The 21374-nt window shown below is 47.0% G+C and carries 14 protein-coding genes; 2 read left to right on the forward strand and 12 right to left on the reverse strand.

Annotation, left to right across the window (positions count from 1 at the left end; genetic code table 11):
• Positions 1 to 32: 32 nt before the first annotated feature.
• The 9 genes from MKX40_RS19050 to leuC all read right to left on the reverse strand — a co-directional run bounded on the left by MKX40_RS19050 (position 33) and on the right by leuC (position 14305).
• Entirely contained in the window at positions 33 to 3719 is a 3687-nt protein-coding gene (locus MKX40_RS19050; protein ID WP_339235073.1) for a dynamin family protein, read from the reverse strand.
• A 363-nt stretch (positions 3720 to 4082) separates the two neighbouring features.
• Positions 4083 to 4355 carry a hypothetical protein gene (locus MKX40_RS19055; protein WP_017687779.1) on the reverse strand — a complete coding sequence of 91 codons (273 nt, stop codon included), beginning with the start codon at positions 4353 to 4355 and terminating at the stop codon, positions 4083 to 4085.
• 23 nt (positions 4356 to 4378) lie between these two features.
• Positions 4379 to 5074 carry an endonuclease III gene (gene nth, locus MKX40_RS19060; RefSeq protein WP_339235075.1) on the reverse strand — a complete coding sequence of 232 codons (696 nt, stop codon included), beginning with the start codon at positions 5072 to 5074 and terminating at the stop codon, positions 4379 to 4381.
• A 163-nt stretch (positions 5075 to 5237) separates the two neighbouring features.
• Positions 5238 to 7976, reverse strand: a complete 2739-nt coding sequence (locus MKX40_RS19065) for an S-layer homology domain-containing protein (protein ID WP_339235077.1) — start codon at positions 7974 to 7976, stop codon at positions 5238 to 5240.
• 71 nt (positions 7977 to 8047) lie between these two features.
• Positions 8048 to 8725 carry a GerMN domain-containing protein gene (locus MKX40_RS19070; protein WP_339235079.1) on the reverse strand — a complete coding sequence of 226 codons (678 nt, stop codon included), beginning with the start codon at positions 8723 to 8725 and terminating at the stop codon, positions 8048 to 8050.
• A 35-nt stretch (positions 8726 to 8760) separates the two neighbouring features.
• Positions 8761 to 10170, reverse strand: coding sequence for an N-acetylmuramoyl-L-alanine amidase family protein (locus MKX40_RS19075; RefSeq protein ID WP_339235081.1), 1410 nt, complete (start codon positions 10168 to 10170; stop codon positions 8761 to 8763).
• 258 nt (positions 10171 to 10428) lie between these two features.
• Entirely contained in the window at positions 10429 to 11835 is a 1407-nt protein-coding gene (locus tag MKX40_RS19080; protein WP_339235084.1) for an N-acetylmuramoyl-L-alanine amidase family protein, read from the reverse strand.
• 414 nt (positions 11836 to 12249) lie between these two features.
• Positions 12250 to 12852, reverse strand: coding sequence for a 3-isopropylmalate dehydratase small subunit (leuD, locus tag MKX40_RS19085; protein ID WP_091028995.1), 603 nt, complete (start codon positions 12850 to 12852; stop codon positions 12250 to 12252).
• Positions 12853 to 12883: 31 nt separating this feature from the next.
• Positions 12884 to 14305, reverse strand: coding sequence for a 3-isopropylmalate dehydratase large subunit (gene leuC / locus MKX40_RS19090; protein WP_253442662.1), 1422 nt, complete (start codon positions 14303 to 14305; stop codon positions 12884 to 12886).
• Positions 14306 to 14682: 377 nt separating this feature from the next.
• On the opposite strand from leuC, the gene MKX40_RS19095 reads away from it, so the two are divergent.
• Positions 14683 to 15603 carry a LysR family transcriptional regulator gene (locus tag MKX40_RS19095; protein ID WP_339235087.1) on the forward strand — a complete coding sequence of 307 codons (921 nt, stop codon included), beginning with the start codon at positions 14683 to 14685 and terminating at the stop codon, positions 15601 to 15603.
• A gap of 510 nt (positions 15604 to 16113) precedes the next feature.
• On the opposite strand, the gene MKX40_RS19100 is transcribed toward MKX40_RS19095, so the two are convergent.
• The 3 genes from MKX40_RS19100 to MKX40_RS19110 form a co-directional block, all read right to left on the reverse strand.
• Positions 16114 to 16935 carry a carbon-nitrogen family hydrolase gene (locus tag MKX40_RS19100; protein ID WP_339235090.1) on the reverse strand — a complete coding sequence of 274 codons (822 nt, stop codon included), beginning with the start codon at positions 16933 to 16935 and terminating at the stop codon, positions 16114 to 16116.
• Positions 16936 to 17008: 73 nt separating this feature from the next.
• On the reverse strand, positions 17009 to 18631 hold the full coding sequence (locus MKX40_RS19105) for an AraC family transcriptional regulator (RefSeq protein ID WP_339235093.1): 1623 nt from the start codon (positions 18629 to 18631) through the stop codon (positions 17009 to 17011).
• A 199-nt stretch (positions 18632 to 18830) separates the two neighbouring features.
• A complete protein-coding gene (locus MKX40_RS19110) occupies positions 18831 to 19850 on the reverse strand; it encodes an ABC transporter substrate-binding protein (RefSeq protein ID WP_339235096.1) in 1020 nt (339 codons plus the stop codon).
• Between the two features lie 262 nt (positions 19851 to 20112).
• Here MKX40_RS19110 and MKX40_RS19115 point away from each other — a divergent pair, with 262 nt between their 5' ends.
• Positions 20113 to 21321: a pyridoxal phosphate-dependent aminotransferase gene (locus MKX40_RS19115; protein ID WP_339235099.1), complete on the forward strand. Its 1209-nt coding sequence runs from the start codon at positions 20113 to 20115 to the stop codon at positions 21319 to 21321.
• Positions 21322 to 21374 lie beyond the last annotated feature (53 nt).

The following is a 21374-nucleotide window of genomic DNA, read 5'->3' on the forward strand; positions in this document are numbered from 1 at the left end:
GACTTCCAGAGAATACGCGTTATGCCGCGATTTTAACGGTGTTCAATCTGTTCCAGTTGGTTGGACAAGCTGGTCCATTGCTCCGCCGGAATTCCGCTCTCCAGTGTATCTTGAATTCCGCTCACCGCCTCGTCCAGACGTTCTTCCAACTGACGGGATTGGTGTTGCAATGATTGACATAGCTGGTTGTCATAAAACTGAATCAGTTTGTCTTGCGCAGCAGGAAGAACTTCAATGATCATCTGTTTGAGGACCGGATCAAGTGCTTCCTGTAACCGCTGACGCCCATCCCCTTCGAAGAACTGTTTCGGATTGCGGAAATAATTCAAATAGCTTTTCCATCCAGACGGTTCTTCCAGACGGACTTCTTCAAGCACAGGTGTACTCCAGCGTTCGGTCAGTGGCAGTGACACATCCACCCCACCTGATAACTGTCTGACGTCACCTATACAATCCGTAACTTGCTTCATCAGCCAAGTCTGACCTGCCTGTTCAAGTCTGAGGGTGGTCGCGAGCAGTTCCTGCTCCAGTTCTATCGCAATCATGCGCAACAGTTCACGTCCACAGGCTGCAAAAGCCGCCTTCAGATTGCCCCGATCCTCCCGAAGTACGGATGGATGGAATGCTTCTGCCATGAATAGGCCAAGACGGTAGGCAAGTCGCTGCCTCACATGGAAGAGCAGTTCTGCTGTTTCCTGTGACAGTTCTTCGGTCATGGATCGTGCTGCAAGTTGCTGGATGCGCTGGCGTGATTGTCCCTGGATCGTCTCCAGTTCATTCCGCCGCTGCTGCAAAGCTTCCTCTCCCTGAGCCGCATCCTCCGCGCGTTTCTTCAGCCGCTGAATGACACGTGCCATCTCTTCGGAAGCTCCGCCTACGGCAAGATCGGCTAATTCTCTGCCTGCAAATTGGTTGAACTCTTCCTCAAAACGAATAAATCCGGATTGCTCAAGCAGCTTTGAATCACCTGCCATCTTGCCTTCCATCGCCAATATGCTGGATACGGGGAAGAGTCGTGGTGCCCGAATTCCATTACTGCGCAATTGGGTGCTCACATGATCGAGAACCTGCTCCAGTTCTTCCTCGGAGGAAGACAAGTCACTAGCATTCACAACAAAGAACATCTGATCCATAGCAGAACTATCCTTAACACGTCCCAACTGATTCAGGAACTGCCGATCTCCTTGTGAGAAAGCATGGTTGTAATACGTCACAAAAATGAGTGCATCCGCATTTTTCATATAATTGAAGGTTACACCCGTATGACGAGCATTCACGGAGTCCGCTCCTGGTGTGTCTACCAATACAATGCCTTGTTCAGTCACATCGCAACTGTAGTACAGATCAATACTGTCTACAAAACAGGACTTCTTCTCGTTTGCGACAAAATTACGGTAACCCTCCAGATCCACCAGTACATCCTGGCCCAACTGGTCCGCTGTTTCTTCCCAGCCGGCTGCTGCCGCCTGCAAAAAGCTGTAATGCGGGCGCCCCGCCGGATGCACATCCTGTGGCGAGAGGGAACGTACTCGCTTCTGCCACTCGGTTCCAGGCTCACCCAGTCCAAGCAAACGGAAGGAATAGGCGAGGTCTTCCTGGAAGGCGTCCCGGGTCTTCATGCGGACCCGGGCTGTTCCATGCTCCGCGCCTCCGGCAGGAGCCATGATCCGGTTAATCGCCGCTGTTGTTGGATGCGGCGAGACGGGTAGTACAGCTTCGCCCAGCAACGCGTTGGCGAAGGAGGATTTGCCGGCGCTGAACGCTCCGAACAGCGCGAGTGTGAACGTGCCGCCCGCAAGCGAAGCCGCGCGTGCACGCAGATCCCGTACCGCCGACCCCATGGCGGGGTACGGCTCTACCAGCGCAGCAGCGGCTTCAAGCCGTGCAGCTGCTGCGTCCAGGCGTCGGCGGCGTTCAGCGCCAGCCGCTGCCGTTGGCCCTGGCACTGCCGCCGCGACTGCGCGCTGCGCTGGCGGTGCCTCTGGCGTCTGTGGCTGCGCAGCCACAGACGCTGACGTGCCCGCATGCGGACCGGGAGCTTCGCCCGGTCCAGGCACCGCGGGCACGTGCGGGCCCTTCACCTCCGGCAATAGCCCGGAGGGGAGGGGGCCCGCATCAGGCAGCAGGCTGCGCAGCCCTGCTGCCTCTGCGGCGGCGCTGCGCTGGAGCGCCGTGTAGCGCGCCGCCGCCGCGGATTGCGCCAGCAGCGCTGCGCGGCTGGCGTCCAGCGCCTGGAGCGCGGCTTCGCCTCGCGCGCCCAGCGCTTCAAGCATGCGGTCGGCCAGCATCATGGCCGACCTGCGATAGCGGGCCTCAATCTCGCCCCGCACATCTTTACTGAATTGAATCACATACTCGGGAGATACCTCTGCACTGGCACTGCGTTTCATCTCCAATAGTGCTTCATCCACAGCAGGAAGCTCCGTATTGAGCGCCTGCTCCCACTCCGCTCCCCATATCTGATGGGATTCACCCAGCTGCCTAAGCATCGTACGAATATGTACTTCCACTTGTCCGGAAGTCTGATCCTGTAATAAACGCACCAGTTCAGAAACACGGCGTTGTTTCTCCTGCTCGGTTTTGCCGCCTGAGAACAATAAGCCTACCCTGAAACCCGGTTTGCGGCTCTCCAAATAGGCAGCAGCCGACGCGCGAATATCCGCAGGAGTAAGATTTGCATTCGCCAGAAGAGGCTCAAGCTCTGCCCGGAATTTCTCACGCACTCGCGAAGGCCCGGTACGAATGTCTTCTGCTTGTTGATCGAGAAGCTCCAGCTCCCGTTCCAAGCGTTCAATTCCTTCCTTACCACCGATCTCATCCAGCAGAGATTGTTCTTCATCCTCACGTTTCTCCGCTTCTCTCGTCAGGTGCTGCTCCGTTACATGACTGGCCGAACTTGCCAAACTGTGCGTAATTAACGCTTCCTTTTCTTGCATCATGTGTCCAATGAGTTCCGGCAGCATATCCCACTGGTTATAGCGATGCTCCTTGTCGCGGAGGGAAGTAAACAACAGTCCGTCATATCTAACTTCCCAGGCTGCAAATATAGCTTCGACCCCTTCGGTATATTGTTCAAAAGAAAGCTCACGTTCCCGATGCTTGTCGATCTGGTTCACGATCAAAAACAAGGGTTTGCCCCAATCCGACAAACTTTTGGCAAATGAAAGGTTCGTCTCGGACTGGACATGATTATAGTCCATGACATAGAAGACCACATCCGCCAGATGGAGCGCGGAATGGGTCGCAAGACTGTGCCCACGATCTGTAGAGTCCACACCGGGTGTATCCAGCAGAACAGCATCATCTTTCAGCAAGGGAATATCATCCCATACCTCAATGGAGCTGTACGCTCCCCCATTTTTGCAATACGCCTCCAGTTCCTCTGGAGAAACTTCAAGTGTTCCTGCTCCATTGTCAGCGCTTACGTTTGGCGTAGTATAAATCAGCGCTCTCGGCTTACCATTACGTATGGATACCACATTCGCACTTGTTGGCACGGGACTTGAAGGCAGCACCCGCTTACCGCACAAACTGTTGATGAGACTCGATTTGCCTGCAGAGAAATGACCACAGAACGCAATCGTCAGATGTTTCGTTTCCGCCTTGCTGATTAAATCCGTTAAAGCCTGTACAGCCGTATGGTCCCCTGTCTGCTCCATCGCTTCACGCAGCGGAAGCAGAGGTTTGGCCATTTCTTTTGGGTAATCTGTTCTGGACATGACTGGCCTTCCCCCTGGCTCCTCTAATTTGACATCCGTTTCGATGTCTATCTCTTTTACAACATTTATTTTAACATTATCAAGTTTGAATTTGAACGATTGAATGGAATATACCTGAACTATCCTATATATACAAATGCAAATATAAGAAAAACGTTGATCAACGTATTTTCACAGAAGACAGAACGTGTTTAGTGATTGCTATTCTTGCAATTACCGAATTGTTCAGGTGCGCTGTGAACATATAAATCTATAAAAAAATAAAACCGAACAAGTCGGTTTTATCTGTCAGACGTTCTATACTCAGTATTTAGCATACTGCTAACTCTTTAATACAACAGAACCCAATTGTGTAATCACTACTTAGGAAACTGCGTTCTCCATGGAAGGAAGCAAGATTTCAAATACTTGTCCATGCTGAAGAATTGTAATGTCTCTGCCTTTGTCTCTCATAACCACAACTTCTGGTTTAACGGACATACGCTCCAGGTAATGTTCAGGCACGTCGCCAGAATGGCTTACTGTGATGCCTTCTACTTCTTTTTCTTCATTCTCCGCCATTTCCTGTTCAACGATTTGTTCAAAAATATCGGAGAAGGCCTCAAAATTGTCAGTGTACACGGAAATGCATTTCATGATTATTCATCCTTTTCTGCTCATTAATTTATTTTTCGTTTTCGGGTGGTGACACGTTCCTTATCTTTCCTGATTTGGGACGTTTTCATACGTTTTTTCCCTTCCCTGCATATGTCCAGCAATGGACAGATATGACACGCAGGGTTCTGTGCCTTGCAATGGTAGCGTCCAAAAAATATAAACCGGTGGTGAGTTAGTGTCCACTCATCCCGGGGTACGCGCTTCATTAGTTTCTTTTCGACTTCAAGTACGGAGTCATCCCAACCTGCAAGTGCCAACCGCTTGGATACACGTTCAACATGAGTATCTACCGCAATTGCCGGTACTCCAAACGCATTGGAAACAACTACATTCGCGGTTTTCCGCCCGACACCTGGTAGCGTCACAAGCTGATCATGTTCCTGCGGTACATCACCGCCATACTGCTCTATTAAAATTCGGCACATGTTCTGAATATGCTTGGCCTTGTTCCGATACAAACCGATTCGCCGAATATCCTGTTCCAACTCTTCGAGAGGAACCGCCAGATAATCTGCTGGGCTTTTGTACTTCTGGAACAAATCTGCGGTTACCTTGTTCACCGTTTCATCGGTGCACTGGGCAGACAAAAGGACAGCTACCGTCAATTCAAATGCATTGCTGTGATTTAATTCGCAATGTGCATCAGGAAACATTGCTTCCATCGTTTCGAGTATATGCCTAACCGTCGCTGCATTCATGAAGAGCTACCTCCCACAAAATGACTCCACTCTGCGGAGCCTTACTTCGAAGCTTCATCCGAATACTTTGCGGGGACCTCAAAAAGCTTGCAAAAAAAACGTCTTGATGCGGGAAAGATCCCGTATCAAGACGGTCATTCTTTTGATCCTCGAAAAGAAACGATTACTGTTTTTGTATCTCCAGAATCACATTGTTCAGGAGATACAATACAATATTATCATTATCTCTGAGAGATTGCACGCTTAAAGTATTGTCACCCTGGTGAACAAATACACTTGATCCGAGTGCAAAACGATAGTTTGTGTCTGCTGTCGTTTCCCGTTTAACCAAAATCTGGTTACCCACGCCATCATAAGACCAGAATTGTTTGCTCATGACAGTTAGTACTCTGAAGCGTGTTGAATTATCCGTATCTTTTGTCATTTCAACACGATCACCGACCGTAAGACTAGTCAGCGAAGTTAACGTAGAGCCAGATTTTACGACTTTAACCGAACCGCTAACAGGCACGGTTTCAGTCTGGCCGTTAAACTGCTTGAGTGTTACGGATGAAGCATCCACTGCTGTAACTTCAGCCAGCGTACGCTTCACGACTTGAACCGCTTTTGGCGTAACTCCTTCAAATGTTACATTAATCAGGTTGCCTGCTGTCAGCTGTGAAGGCGTGATCGTCTGACCACTCTCTCCTGTCAGTACCGCTTGATCCACGTAGAACTGACTTGTCAACATATCTGATTTTACTCGAATACGACTATTTGCTTCCAAGGCAACCACTTCGAATTGAGCCACAGTGTTCAGTGCAATCTTCTGCACTACATCCTGATTTGCTCCAAGTGTTATGGTAACTTTGTCACCAATCTTCAGATCTCCCAGACTTGCGCCGGATTTATTATACATCTCGACTGTAGGAACCGTAGAATAAGGCACTGTAATCGTCTGATTACCGGACAACAAACTGATTTTCTTGCCAGAAGTATCAATGTTGCTAATTGTACCTTCATACTTGTAAATTACTTTAACGGACAATGCACGTGTTCCCACATATGTCAGATCCAATTTTCGACCATCGTTTAAGAGTGACTCCAGACCAGCCAGTGTAGGTTTGGTCGTATTATAATCCAGCTTTGTTTTCTCATCCAATGTAAATACAAACGGTTTTTTGTTGTTGTCCAGCACGGTAAGTACCTTTGTTTTACTATTGTAAGACACAACTGTTACCCCGTTCATAGGTTCCATTTGGCGTCCAATGACCTGAATACGCGTTACCTGGTCATCAGCGTTTAATGTCAGCTCCACCTGATCCCCGTTCGTAGCATCCGTGATGAGATCATTCAGCGTTGCATCCTGAATGCCATTGATAATGACTTCCGGCTTTTCAGTCAGCAGTTTCGCCTCCAGTGAACCTCCTTCACGTTTGAACGTTAACGTGGATTGGTTACCACCGATCTCAACCAGTGTTCCGCGCACAGATTGCTCCACACCTTGAGTTAATACGATCGTTTGCAGAACACTGTCCTTAACGGTGTATTTTACAGCACTGCCGGCTTTCAGATCAGCCACTGACAGGATACGGTTCTGATATGTGATAAGCAGATTGTCATTGTAAGCAAACTGCTCGGTAGCACCCGCTGCATTGACAAGTTTAATGGTTTTGCCAGAAGTAGATACTTCAGCAACTACGCCATTGTCACTCTTGTTCACAATGCCGGATTTCACACGGATTGCGACTGTTTTTTTGTCAGCCGAGAACGTCTCACGCTGTACTTCGATGACACTATCTGCCGTAATATCGGACAGTCTGATTGCATTACCATTCTGATCGATGAATGCCGTTGCTTCATCATAACTGTACGTTTCGTAATTCTCGCCCACAAAAATACCAATCTTATTGCCAGACAATGAACGTGCAAATGTACCTTCAACGCTTTCCACCTGTGGTGTAGCATCAACGACTTCCACATAGGAAGCCCCGCCAGCCGAACCCACAACCATAACTTTCGTGTATAGTTTCACATCTGTGGATGAAGCACGCGTCTCACTGTCTTTCGTAAAGTAAGGCGTACTGCTGTTCACTGCGAAGTTAACGGCTTTGCCGTCCACAACCAGCGTGATCTGCCCATCTTTCAATCCAGTCACATAACCCGTGGAAGTGTTCGGATACTTCGTATCCGTTAACGATTCGCCACGACTGAAGAAGGTAGCAAGTTGAGCACGGGTTACGGAACCAGTTGGATTGAATTTGTTGCCTTCCACACCTTTGGCCAGATCCAGGCTAACAGCCAGATTGACATAACCTTTACCACTTTCAGAGATATCTGCATTATCAGCAAATCCGGTAGATTGATTGTTTTGTGCCTTTGCTTCCGCATCCTTGTCCAATGAGCGGATTAACAATTTCGTAATCCATTCCCGTGAAGCCGGCTTTTGCCCCCATGATGTCTTGGATACATCCACAGTTGATTCTTCCGTCTTGTCAATCAGTCCCAGTTGAAGTGCCAGCGCGACATATGGCTTGAAATAATTTCCCACTTCCATGTTTGTCGGTAATGCCGCAGCCGTGTCGGTACTCAACTGGCCCTCTTGATTCATAAAACGGATTGCCATTGTTACAGCTTCTTGCTGTGTTACCGCGTCTCCTGGACGGAACAGGCCGTTGTTACCGAGAAGAATGCCTTGATATGCCAGTTTGTACACATGTTTCTCAGCCCAGTATCCGACCTTGATGTCACTGAACAAACCAGTTGGTGCAGCCGTATTCGTTATTGCAGCTGTCTGACCCTGCCCCGTTTCTGTTGATTCTGCTGCCATGGCAGCTCCGCCGACGCTAAGGGCCATCATGCCTGCAAGCACGGCTGATACTACTTTTTTAGAGTGTGATGGATTGTTATATTTAAAAGTCACCTATGATTCCCCTCTCTCATGTAAAACGATCCATATTCCGTGGATTCACGGTACAACAACTGCTGTACAACCTATTCGGATCTTGTCATTGGATGTTCAAGATCCACATGGCCCATCAGACTCTCAGTCTGCTGACCATCCACCAGTAAATCAAGTGATTTTACTTCATCAAACTGAAAGAACGTTTGTTTCAGAGCATCCATCGCAAAGACTTCTCCGCCTGCTCCAAGACGTGCCGTATCTGGCATATGAATATCCAGGGTAAGAGCTCCATCCTTGAACTGAACAGATTTCAATTCAATTTCTTTAGACCACAGTGGAACAAGTTTATTGTCTTTGCTCTGTTGCAGTGATTCAAAGGCAGCCTTATATTTGGCATCATCCGATGCGTATGAAATCTCTGCCGAAGCTTTGTGCAACTCCAGTTCTTCTTCATCCGTATAGAATACAGTGATCGTTTTCTTTTCATTACTTTCGGAAGTTGTTGGCGTGTCCGTAGACGTTTCGCTTGGCGGAGTAGTTGTAGTCGTTCCCTCCGAACTGCCTTCCGTGGATTCTGTTGGTGTTGTGTTCTCTTCTGGTTCAGCAGTTACCGGTTCGGTAATTGTTTCGCCTTCAACCTCGGTCACATTGTTTTCCGTTCCCGCGCCTTGCGTCTGATTCGGAGCAGCTGTTGGCTTGCTTCCACATCCAGCAGCAACTGCCATAACCGTTACCAGCAAGGCTGCAATCCATATTTTCTTGTTCATTCTAACTCCGCCTCCTCAACATAAGGGCTTGTCCCTTACTTAATTCCCAGATACTCCTTGATTCCTGCAACAATCCCTTTGGCAACACTGTTCTGGAAACTTTCCGTGAAGAGGGCTGCTTCGTCGCTCTTATTGCTAAGGAATCCACCTTCCAGCAGAACTGCTGGCATTGTCGTTTCACGGGTAACATGGAGACTTGCCGTTTTCACTCCGCGATCTTTCAGTCCGGAAGACTGTAAGAGATACTTGTGCATCACTGTAGCAAGTGCTTTGCTGTTGGAGCGTGTATAGAATGTCTCTACACCGTTCGCAGCAGCAGGGCCACTGTTAGCATGAATGGAGATGAAGATGTCCGCTTTTATGTCTTGTGCAATCTTCACACGTTCTTTTAATGCCAAAAATGTATCATCGCTGCGCGTTAACACAACGTCAATTTTGGATTCTTTTTTCAACAAGGCTTCCACTTTCAGAGCCATTGCCAGATTGAAGTCTTTTTCACGTTTCCCCGTTACACCAATTGCCCCTGGATCCTGATCTCCGTGACCTGCATCGATAACGACAACTTTTTTGCCATTATTCCCAACGGGAGGAGCAGGTGTACCACTTTGATTGTCGAGATTAATCATGATCAGTCCGGAATCATTTTGCACACTGTACCCTTTCGAACTGGACAGATCGATCACAAAACGAACTGTGGATGGACTGTTGCTGTATAACGAGTAACGAATCTTAGACACATCCGGATAGCCGCTAACGACGAGTTGTCCATTCTGGTTGCTGTCTAGAGCCTGTCCTTCACTGAATGAATCAGCAAATGCGGTATTCGGCAAGTCTATAACGATTCGATCTGGTCCTGTCATCGTGAAGACGTTCGGCTTCGTACTCCCGCTTGTTGCTATCATGAGGCGGTTGTCGCTGAAGCTGATGCCGTTCACCAGTACAAGACCTTCCTGATCCGATCCTCCGCCTTCATTGCCAGAGTTCGGAGGTGTGGTTGTCCCGTTTCCGGAACCTGAATTCTGGGTAACTAATGTTACCGTCTTCGTGGTATTGTTCCAACCCACCTTAAGACCCATTTCCTCACCGATAAATCGGAGAGGTACGAGCGTAGTACCATTTTTAACGAGTGGCGGGGCATCCAGGTTTACGTTACTGCCGTTCACCGTTGCCGTCTTCTGTCCAACAATCATCTGCATGGCAGTGTTGTCTTTGCTGATAGTCACCGTTTGCGTTTGCTGCTTCCACTCCACGCTATATCCAAGATTTTCGGACACAACCCGGATCGGAACCATCACCTTGCTGTTGATAATTTCCGCTTTTGCATCCGATGGCTGTACGATTTCTTTTCCGTCTAGGATAATTTTCGTGTCTGTTGCTGCGTGACTATAGCCCGGGAATACGAGCCCAAAGACAAATAACAGTACCAAAAAACCGAACTTCTTCATCCTTCACCCCTACCATTCTCATATTTTTTTGCCGCATGTTGTCATTTTCCAACTCCGACTGACCGTTTGGGCATTACCAGACACCTATTAGACGCCCCTCGCTCTCAAAAGTTGCGAATATATTCCAACATAACAGAAAAAAAACGTTGTCAGATCAAGCTTTTTTTACATTTTAATGTCTTATTTTTTCCTTATTTATCAAATATACATCTCTAAACAACGTACTAGCCTAACCTGCATAATTACGCACAATTCATTTTAGAGTCCCAAAAATTCAACAATTCCGTCCACAATCGCCTGAGCACATTTCTCCTGGTATTCTTCTGTGAGCATGACTGCTTCATCTGAAGAATTACTTAAAAAACCTAATTCAAGCAACACAGCAGGCATGGTTGTTTCACGGGTCACATGTAGACTAGCCGTTTTAACCCCACGATCCTTGAGTCCGGTTACCGGCAACACATATTTGTGAAGAGTATCAGCCAAAGTCTTGCTTTCTTTGCGACTATATAGCGTTTCAATCCCGTTTGGCACGGGTGTGGTGAATTTGTTTCCATGAATGGACACAAAAACATCTGCCTGATTCAATTCAGCAATATCCACTCGCTGTTTGAGTGAAAGCTCTGTGTCATCCTGGCGTGTAATGACCGTTTGGATATTTGAGTACTTTTGAAGAATAGCCTGTACCTTCAGCCCTACAGCCAGATTGAAATCCTTCTCATAAGCTCCAGACAAACTTACTGCACCGGATTGACGACCACCATGTCCGGGATCAATGACCACAATGGTTTTGCCATCATTCGTAGGTAATGCCGGTTGGCTTGTGGGTTCTCCACTTGTAGCTGTCAGGTCAACAAGCAAGACATTGTTATCTCCAATAGACCATTTGGCAGTAGCCGACTGACTCAGATCCAGAACGACACGCACGGTGGAAGGCGATTTACTAAACATGGCATACCGGACTTTGGAAACGAATGATGAATCCGTAACGAGAAACTGTCCACTGCCATCCGCGTTAGAGGCTTGTCCCTGAATGAATTCCTGAGAAAATGTGGCTGAAGGCAGATCAACTATAATACGGTCTGGCCCGCCTATACTGGATACTTTGGGACTGATATTCCCGTTTGTTGCTACAATCAACCGATCTCCGCTGAAGGTGATCCCTTGAAGCTCTGTCAGACCATCCGGGACAGGAGCCTCGACGGGGTCACTGTCACCTTCCGTTCCGACTACGGGAGGAATACTAAATAGGCTTACTGTCTTGGTTCCATTGTCCCAACCAACACGCAGACCCATGCCTTCCCCGACAAAGCGTAACGGAACAAGCGTCGTTCCCTGTTTGATCAGTGGAGGCGAATCCAGATTCACCACGTTTCCATTCACTGTAGCTGCATCTTTGCCAGCCGTCATTTGAATTGTGCTGTTTCCTTTTTGAACCTGGACTGACTGAGTTGCCTTCTCCCACTTCACCTTATAACCCAGATTCTCCGATACAATTCGAATCGGAACCATGACCGTCTTTCCGATATTTTCGGCGGGTGCTCCCGTCTGCTGGTTAATGGTTACACCGTCGAGTACAATCGAGGGAGTGGTGTCTGCATGGGCCATGACTGGAAATAAACATAGGAACAGAAGAAAAACGACTGCTGCGGACCATTTTTTCATACCTCATCCACCATTCTTTTTGTCTTTTGAACATCCGACCTGATTCTCTGCACAGCATAACATCAATGAGTCTATGTAACCTTCCATAATCTACTAATCAGTTTATCAGATATTGTCCCTTCATCCGGTTACAACGTTGTCATATTCAGTCGGAAATAAGATAAAAAAAGCAGCTCACATTCAAAAACATCCTCTCTTTTACATGAATGTACATCGATTCCGTATCAATGATGTCATATATTGATGATATTACATGTTGAAGTATTCAATCGAGAAAGATCGGGAGTTCTATGTATAGATGATTCATTAAGATATTTTAGCTTCTGAAATTATAAAAAAAGCTTCTGTCTCATCCATAGGAAACAAGGTTCCTTTGGCGAGACAGAAGCTTTCTGCTGTACGCTAATCTAGCGATTAACCGAATAGTTTAGCCGCATGGCGTTGCTCATACGCAGCGATTTCGTCATCATGTTGAAGAGTGAGACCAATATCGTCCAGTCCTTGCAAAAGGAATTGACGACGATGCTCATCCAGATCAAAATCGATATGCAGTCCGTATGCATCGGTAATCGTTTTGTTTTCCAGATTTACATTCATCTCATAGCCTTCATGTGTCGCTGTACGTTGGAACAAGTCTTCCACTTGCTCTTCTGACAACTTGATTGGCAAGATCCCGTTCTTAAAGCAGTTATTATAGAAGATATCTGCAAAAGATGGAGCGATGACACAACGGAATCCATAGTCCATAATTGCCCATGGCGCATGCTCACGGGAAGATCCACAGCCAAAGTTGGCACGTGAGATCAGGATGGATGCTCCTTCATAACGAGGTTTGTTCATTTCGAAGGAGGCATTATTGTTACCCTCTTCATCAAAACGCCATTCGTAGAACAAAAATTGTCCAAATCCCGTACGTTCAATCCGTTTCAGGAACTGTTTCGGAATGATTGCGTCTGTATCTACATTGACCCGGTCTACCGGTGCAACAATGCCTTGTAATGTTTTGAATTCTTCCATATTAAACGTTCTCCCTTCTGTCTGTTATAGATTAGATCGCTGCTTCCGTTTTGAAATTCCAATCCCGTACGTCCACAAAGTGACCCTTAACCGCTGCTGCTGCTGCCATTGCTGGAGATACCAGATGTGTACGTCCTCCGCGTCCTTGACGTCCTTCAAAGTTACGGTTGGACGTTGAAGCACAACGTTGTCCTGGCTTCAATACATCCGGGTTCATCGCCAGACACATGCTGCATCCCGCATCACGCCATTCAAATCCGGCTTCCGTAAAGATTTTATCCAAACCTTCTTGTTCTGCTTGGATTTTAACTCGTCCTGAACCTGGTACAACAATTGCTGTAACCTGACTGGATACCGTGTGACCTTTAGCCACTTTTGCAGCTGCACGCAGATCTTCGATCCGACCATTGGTGCAAGAACCGATAAATACATAATCAATTGGAATCTCGGCAATTGGTGTTCCCGGCTCAAGTCCCATATATTCAAGCGCTTTTTCAGCCGCTTTGCGTTCGTTTTCTGTAGGCAATTCAGCCGGAACAGGAACTTTCGAAGAAATGTCGGTTCCCATGCCAGGGCTTGTTCCCCAAGTTACTTGCGGAATCAATGTCTCCACATCGATTTCAACCACATGGTCAAACTCTGCACCTTCATCGGTTACAAGCTGTTTCCAGCCTGCTACAGCCTCATCGAACTTCGCACCCGCTGGTACGTATTCACGTCCACGCAGATATTCAAATGTTGTTTCATCCGGAGCGATCAATCCTGCTCTTGCTCCACCTTCGATGGACATGTTGCAGACCGTCATACGCTCTTCCATGCTCAATTCACGGATGGATTCACCCGTGTACTCAATAACATAACCTGTTGCAAAGTCTGTACCGTATTTGGCAATGACTGCAAGGATCATATCCTTCGCGGTTACACCCGGGTTACGTTTGCCGACAAAACGAACTTCCATCGTTTTGGCTTTCGCTTGTTGCAAACATTGCGTTGCCATAACGTGCTCAACTTCACTTGTTCCGATTCCGAATGCCAGTGCGCCAAAAGCACCGTGTGTGGACGTATGACTGTCACCACATACAATCGTTTTACCTGGGTGAGTCAGACCAAGTTCAGGTCCCATAACGTGCACAACGCCTTGATCAACCGTGTCCAGATCATACAACTTCACGCCGAAATCACGACAGTTTTGCGAAAGGGTATCAATTTGTTGTTTGGAGATTGGATCTGTAATGTTGAAGCGGTCTTTGGTTGGAACGTTGTGGTCCATTGTTGCAAATGTCAGCTCAGGGCGACGAACTTTACGTCCACTCAGACGAAGTCCTTCAAATGCCTGCGGAGAAGTTACTTCGTGCACCAGATGCAGATCGATATACAGAATGCTCGGTTTGCCTTCTTCTTGATGAATTACGTGATTTTCCCAAATTTTCTCAAACATCGTTTTTTTACTCATCATTTTCACCTCATCATAAGTTCGGTCCTTGGAAGAGCCTCTGTTTTCCTTTAAAAAGTGAAGCTCTTGAATGACATAAATATATCACCCCGTCCTTCATTGTTCCAAGATATAATATCTATAGATGTAATAGGTTTAACCTATAATAAAAGAAAGGCAAATAAACCACTGCTCATCGCAGAGGTTTAAATTGATAACAATTATCATTATCATGTAAGTCTTATAGTACGTTCCCGCTTCGTCGCTGTCAATGTTTTTATACAAAATAAAGAAGCCACCTCTTAATAATTGAGTTTACCGGTAGTTCCGGTAATAAGAATGATTTCTTTATCTGTAGTGATATAATGGTGGCATAACGAAAGGAATGACCAATGACGATGGAATTCAGACAACTTCAATATACGCTGCAAATTGCGGCCGAACGCAATTTCTCCAGGGCAGCAGAAAAACTGCATATTGCTCAACCTTCATTAAGCCAGCAATTATCCAAATTGGAAAAAGAATTGGGCGTACTGCTGTTTCAGCGTAATACGAGTACAGTAGAGTTAACCCATGCCGGTGTTACGTTTGTGGAGCAAGCCCAAAAGATCGTAGATGCCATGGAGTTATTACGTCAGGAAATGTCAGACATCTCCCAGCTTCGCAAAGGTAAAGTCGTTGTGGGCAGCATGCCGATCACTGGCTCACACCTGCTCCCACACGTGCTTCCTGCATTCCAACAAGCGTACCCCGAGATTGAAGTCACCTTGTTGGAAGACTCCGGACTTACGCTTGAGAAATTGACAGCAAGCGGCAAAGCTGATCTTAGCCTCTTATCTCTTCCTTTACAAGAACCAAGCTTGTCTTATGTAACTATTGGCGAAGAACGGATTGATCTGGCGGTTCCCCCGAATCACCCTCTGGCACGCAGGGCAGATCCGGATAATCCGCTTCCTGTGCGCATTGAAGAGCTTCGGGATGAGCCATTTGTTGTATTGAAAAAAGGACAGGGTTTCCGCAAACTTACATTTGATCTCTGTGAGCAGGCTGGTTTTGATCCCCAGGTTGTGTTCGAGAGCACAAATATTGAAACCGTTCAGTCACTGGTCGCCACAGGGATGGGGATTACACTGGTTCCACGCTTTATTGCCCGTGCGCCGCGCAGTGAATTCGTACCCGTGTATGTGCCGCTTGCTGAGCCAACTCCCAGCAGAACACTTGTTGTGGCTTACCGGCAAGGCAGAGTACTGTCGAAGGCAGCCGAAGCATTCATCCATACGTTTCAACAAACGGTGGCCGAATTGTCCAAGGGAGACTAAGGAATTTCTCCTAGGGGTATGGGGACATATAACACAGATCAAAACAAAGGCTTGACCCTAATGGGCCAAGCCTTTGTCATATACTCGTTTCCCGCATAAGCAGGATAGAGTTCTTACAACGCAATCACAGTAACTGGTTAGAGTACAATGTTGCTTGTTAAGTTGTTTAGCTTTCATGCTAATTTATAATGTTAATGTAGAAACGTACATAAGAAAACTTCATGTGTGACGGTTTATTTTCGCAAATTACGATCGCTTGTCAGCCTGTTTTGCTGATTCATTACACGGCCTTCGTCCTGAACAGTTGAATCAGGCGGTGATAGCCCTCCTGCTCCATTCTCTAAGAATGCCCTTAAGTGATCTTCCCTTGTGTTATCCTGTTCCAGTCTCCTGAGCGTATCTTTCACATGGTTGTCCATTGATTGATCATCTCCTTGGTAACGGGATAGTTATCATTACCCGCACGCTGGAAGAATAATCACTTTTTCTGCAGAATTTATTTCATTTTTTTTATTTATCACCAAAATAAACGCCAGGTCGACGGTCTTCAAACACGGGAATACGTCCGCGAACCTCATCTACCAGGGAAGGGCGAATGATTCCGGTCACGATCTCTTCCCCTTCGCCACCTTCAGCCACAATCTCACCCCATGGATCAATGATGAGGGAATGTCCGAAAAACTCGGTGTCCCCCCCTTTTCCCACACGGTTACAGGCGATCACATACATCTGATTCTCAATCGCTCTTGCCGTAAGCAATGTACGCCAGTGATGCAGACGAGGATTCGGCCATTCGGCCGGTACAATCAAAGCCTTGGCACCATTTAAAGCAAGGGTGCGGGCGAGTTCCGGAAACCGGATGTCGTAACAGATCGAAGCACCCGCTGTAAGACCATTTTGTAATTCAAAAATTTCAGGTTCCGCACCAGGCTGTAAAAATTTCTCCTCGTCCATCAGGCGGAACAGATGTAATTTATCGTATCGCGTTACCTGTGTTCCTTCACGATCATACGCGTACATTGTATTGTATATTTGACCATCCCGTTTCTCGGCAATGGAACCGCCAACGATGGAAATTTGATGTTTTTGAGCAAAAGCAGACAGCCACTCCCGTGATTTCTGTCCTTCCGGGTCAGCGAGTTCATGAATTTGCGTCAACGCGTATCCGGTATTCCACATTTCAGGCAGCACAGCCAGCCCCAGATCCGGATATTGTTCTACCGCACGTTCAAGCAACGACTGCATATGTTTATGATTAGCCTCAGGGTCTCCGAGCTGAATATCCCCCTGAATCAGAGCTACACGCATTTCTCCCTGTTGTTGTTCTGTCATGACAAGCACTCCTCTGAACCGTAATACCTGCTATCATAGCTTGATCCTCTTGAAGACTGCAAGCCTGTTTTTGTTATGAACTTGCACACAATAACTCAGGCAGCAGGGTCAACAATCGATCGCTTGTGAGCGCATCACCCATGTTCCAGATCGACTCCTCCACAGTATACACCCGTCTATTCTGCACAGCCGGAAGGGCTTGCCAACTGGAACTTTTCATCAGCATCTCGGTAGCCTTTCTTGCCACGACTTCCTCAGGCAGCATAACAAATACATGATCCCCCGCATACTGTCGTACCGCTTCTGCTGAAATTTCCTTATAGGCCCTGCCTGCCGCAAGTGCTTCCTTAACTTTGGTAACCGGCCTGAACCCCATTGGATGGTATAACAATGGCGCCAGCCCGATATTGCCCATAACAAATAATCGTGCACCTCGATGGAATGTAAATACGGATGCTGTTTCCCCTTCTTCAATCGCTGTATGGATCTTCGCCCACATCTGCTCAGTACGCTCCGCATAGGAGGTTAGCCACTGTTCAGCCTGAGGTTGTTTGCCAAACCAGTTGCCTAAACCGCGCATTCGCTCGTCCAACATGGCATGTGAATTGTAAGCGAGTGTTGGTGCAATGTGGGAAAGTTGTTCATACTGCTGTTCATTGTTACTATCAAAAATTATCAGATCCGGCTTCATGACAACAGCTGCTTCCACTTTAACCGGAGCAACCGCGTCATAAGTCTGATCTCCCAGCACCGGAATACCCAGCATCAGCAGATCTCCCGCGGAATCTCCGTAATACATAATTCGCTCCGGATTTACAGGAATATTCACTTCATGACCCATCCAGTCCTGTACCAACGTCTGCTGCTGAATAGATCTGTCATATTGACGAGGAGATAATCCAGTCATTTGGCGAAAACGCCTGCTGAAATAATACTCATCCTTAAACCCCACGCGGCTTGCGATATCCCGAAGAGGCTCATCCGATTTGCGGAGCCATTCCTTGGCATGTTTAATGCGTACGTGGTTTACATAATCAAGTGGCTTGTGACCTGTAAGTTGTCTGAATAGAATCGTGTACTGCACAGGTCTGATCTCTGCAAGACGGGCCAGTTTCTGTACAGTGATTTCTTCAGTATAATGGTCGTCCACATACTGAATTGTACTGCGTAGCCTTGCTTCCATACTCTGCTCCTTCTTTGGAGAAGTGTACCGGGTAATAATTATCTCCATCCATTTTTGGAACTGTGCATTCAGATGACTGTACTCGGCGTCTGTTTTATAGTTCCGAATGACATACATCTGTTCCAACAGCCCACTTAACGGAGCATATGGATAGCCATTCAATTGGTTTCTGTGTGCAAATACAGGGCGGGTATAGAGCTCTGGATCGCTCGTCAACACATGAATAATATCAAAGCTCATCACGATATATTTCAATTCCGAATCCTTGCGATGTTCAATCTGGTAGCCTTCTCCCGGAGAAAGTGGATAAACAAATCCCGTAGTAAACGGATACTGTTCATCTCCAATATATAACCGTCCCTCTCCTTCTTCACAGATCAGGAACGCATGTTTCTCGCAATCAACTTCTAGCATCACCTGTTCAGGTGGCTCAATTCGTCGTACCAGATGATCCAGCCGAAACATGAATGCTGAAAAGAACAACGCTCCCCCATCGGCATCCAGAGCCTGCATGTCGGTTCACCTCGTCTTTCTAAAATGAGAATGATTATCAATCGTTCTGTATGGTCTGATTATAAGCGAGTGATGGTTAATAATCCAGCTATGACTTTAATCAGCAAAAAAGAGCGCTCAACGAAAAGTTGAAGGCTCCTTTTACTTTTTAATCAACATACTTAAAGGTATTACTGGTGCCTTACTGGCTCATCACCAATTATTGGATCATCTGTTTAGGCAGCTCTTGTAACAGCCACTCCCTGGAAAGGGCATCACTTGAAGCTTTTACGATATCAAAACGATATACTTTTCCTTCCTTCACCGCAGGCAGGTTCTTCCAGATTGAACTATCCAGCAATTCCTTGGTGGATTGCTTGGCATCATCGGTCACAGGGTCCAGAATAAATATCCGATCACCGGCAATTTCAGATAATTTTTCGGTCGAAATCTCTACGAATCCCATGTCTTGATCCAATACTTTCTGAATTTCCGCGGTTGGCTTCAGTCCGTCCTTACCATATAACAACTGTGGCAATCCTGCACCTGCCATGACAAACAGACGATTCCCGGGATACATGGTGAATACCGAAGCCGTCTCCCCTTCTTTCAAGCCGTTCTCATGCAGTTGCTTCCACATCGCATCTGTTGCTTGTTGATGCTTCGTAATCCAATCCTCCGCTTCTTGCTTCTTGTTCAACAAGTCGCCAAGGATACGCAACCGATCTTCTATTGACCCGAATGAGTCAAAAGTAACCGTGGGTGCAACTTTCGCAATCTGATCATATTGCGCCTCATCACTGTTGGAGAAGATGATCAAATCGGGATTCAAGGCTAACGCCTTTTCCACACTAATCGGAAATCCTACATCTTCTGCCTGAGCAACCTGATCATCGTATACGGTTCCCTCCTGATGCAGTATGCCTACTGGTACAACACCTAGCGCGAGCAGGTCCCCGGTAACTTCTCCATGATAGATGACTCGCTTCGGATTTACAGGAACCTCAACCTCATGGCCAGTCCAATCTTTGAATACCCGGGTCTCACCCTCATTCGTTGTCTCTTCCGTTGCAGTTTGTTCCTGATTGGTTGCCTTTCCTTCAGCCTGAGTTTCTGTGGCTGCTTTGGAATCCTCTGCGCCAGCAGCAGGTGTTGCAGCCTGATTTCCACAAGCCAGCATCAACACGGATAACCACGTAATCGTAAATAATACTGCCGTATTTCGTATGCCCTTTTTCATTGCTGTTTCTCCCCCTGTATCATGTGCATAGTGCAATATAATTTAATGATATTGATTATCATTATCAGATATTATCATAAAACATGGCTCCTCTCAGCTCAATGGACAAAACGAAATGAGCACTTTCAATTTTGTACAATCTCCCGCTCTTGGCACCTATGTACTGCATAATCAAGTGTATTTCCCTCTATACAGCTCGGGATTGGCGTGATAAATTAATGAGAACTATTTGCCATTTTTAATAACCGGAGTGATGAAGCTAATGACCCATTCAGAACATATAACTGCTCGTTCAGCATTTACGATACCGACTTCTGATGTAATGACACAGCTGCCAACGCAATTTTTTGCTACCCTTGTTCAAAATGTAAATCGTGAAATCGCAAGTGGACATGATGTGATTAATCTGGGTCAGGGGAACCCGGATACACCTACACCGCCCCATATTGTGAAATCACTGCAAGAGTCGGCTGACAATCCCCTCTACCACAAATACTCCCCTTTTAGAGGGTACTCTTTCCTGAAGGAAGCGGTCGCCAAACGTTATAAGGAAGATTACAATGTTGATCTGGACCCCGAGACTGAAGTAGCCATTCTGTTCGGAGGCAAAACAGGACTGGTTCAGTTACCTCAGGTTCTGCTTAACCCCGGTGACACTGTTCTCGTTCCCGATCCAGGCTATCCGGACTACTGGTCTGGTGTTGCACTCGCGAAAGCACACATGTCCTTTATGCCTTTGCTCGAGTCCAATGCATTCCTGCCGGATTATGAAGCAGTTACAGCCGAAGATCGGGAGAAGGCCAAGCTGATGTTCCTTAACTATCCCAACAATCCAACATCGGCAACGGCTCCACTGTCGTTCTACGAAGATACGGTTGAATTCGCCATTCAAAATCAAATCGTCGTTGCAAGCGACTTTGCTTACGGTGCGATTGGATTTGACGGACATCGTCCAGTAAGTTTCTTACAAGCCCCTGGTGCCAAAGAAGTGGGCATTGAGTTCTATACGTTATCCAAAACGTACAATATGGCTGGATGGCGCGTTGGATTCGCGCTGGGTAATGCGGAGATTGTCTCTAAAATCAATCTGCTTCAGGATCATATCTATGTCAGTCTTTTCGGTGGGATACAAGCTGCGGCAACAGAAGCACTTACTGGATCTCAGGAATGTGTCACTTCGCTGGTCTCATGTTACGAATCCCGTCGTAATGTCTTCTATGACGCTCTTTCTTCGATTGGCTGGCAAGCTTCGAAACCGGCAGGTTCATTCTTCAGCTGGTTACCTGTACCTGCAGGTTATACCTCTGCTTCATTTGCAGACTTGTTACTGCGGGAAGCCAAGGTGGCAGTCGCCCCAGGTGTCGGTTTTGGTTCACATGGTGAAGGCTATGTCCGCGCAGGACTGCTCAGTGATGAAAACCGATTACGCGAAGCTGTGGAACGGATTGGCAAGCTGAACTTATTCAAGTAATTTACAGGACGATAACCCCTTTGCATATGCCAAGTTTCCATGGTATGTTATAA

Origin of the sequence: Paenibacillus sp. FSL R5-0517 (assembly GCF_037974355.1) — a bacterium.
Taxonomy (GTDB): Bacteria; Bacillota; Bacilli; order Paenibacillales; family Paenibacillaceae; genus Paenibacillus.